Here is a 1,137-nt window from a genome sequence, read left to right as displayed (position 1 = left end):
CACCCGCATCAAGCACGTCATGAGTGCGCTCGACGCATAACGCAGACGCATAATGCAGACGCTGCTAACTCAACCTGACGCATAACTCGCGCGCCTCAACCGCACGCTTAGGAAGGCCTTCCCATGACCACCACCGCACATGACATCACCTACCGGCTCGAGCAGAAGCGCCGCGTCCAGGCCGACTTCCCGGGCCCCAAGTCCGTCGCCCTGACCGAACGCCGCAAGGCGGTCGTCGCCGCTGGCGTCGCGTCCAGCGTCCCGGTCTTCGTGGCCGACGCCGACGGCGGCATCATCCACGACGTCGACGGCAACTCCTTCATTGACCTCGGCTCCGGCATCGCCGTGACGAGCGTCGGCGCCTCGGACCCCGCCGTCGTCGGCGCCGTGAAGGAAGCCGTGGAGCACTTCACCCACACCTGCTTCATGGTCACGCCGTACGAGGGCTATGTCGCCGTTGCCGAGCAGCTGAACCGCCTCACCCCGGGCGACCACGAAAAGCGCACGGTGCTGTTCAACTCCGGCGCCGAGGCGGTCGAAAACGCCGTCAAGGTGGCCCGCCTGGCCACCGGCCGGGACGCCGTCGTCGCGTTCGACCACGCCTACCACGGCCGCACCAACCTGACCATGGCGCTGACCGCCAAGGCCATGCCGTACAAGACCAACTTCGGCCCGTTCGCGCCCGAGGTCTACCGCATGCCGATGAGCTACCCGTTCCGCGAGGAAAACCCGGAGATCACCGGTGCCGAGGCTGCCAAGCGCGCCATCACCATGATCGAGAAGCAGATTGGCGGCGAGCAGGTTGCCGCGATCATCATCGAACCGATCCAGGGCGAGGGCGGCTTCATTGTCCCCGCCGACGGGTTCCTGCCCGCGCTGGCGGACTGGGCCAAGGACAAGGGCATCGTGTTCATCGCCGATGAGGTCCAGTCCGGCTTCTGCCGCACCGGTGAATGGTTCGCCGTGAACCACGAAGGTGTTGTCCCGGACATCATCACCATGGCCAAGGGCATCGCCGGCGGCATGCCGCTCTCCGCCATCACCGGCCGCGCCGATCTCCTCGACGCCGTCCACCCGGGCGGCCTCGGCGGCACCTACGGCGGCAACCCGGTGGCGTGCGCAGCAGCGCTGGCGGCG

Annotated in this window: 1 protein-coding gene; it reads left to right on the top strand. The window is 67.6% G+C overall.

What is annotated here, in order from left to right:
* Positions 1-123: 123 nt before the first annotated feature.
* Positions 124-1,137 (top strand): 4-aminobutyrate--2-oxoglutarate transaminase (locus tag LQV45_RS34580; RefSeq protein WP_230012424.1); only part of this gene is annotated, 1,014 nt, incomplete at its 3' end.

The sequence above is a fragment of the Microbacterium sp. Bi128 genome, from assembly GCF_918698205.1.
The sequence above is the reverse complement of the archived record's forward strand: the minus strand, read 5'-3'. Positions and strand labels throughout refer to the sequence as shown.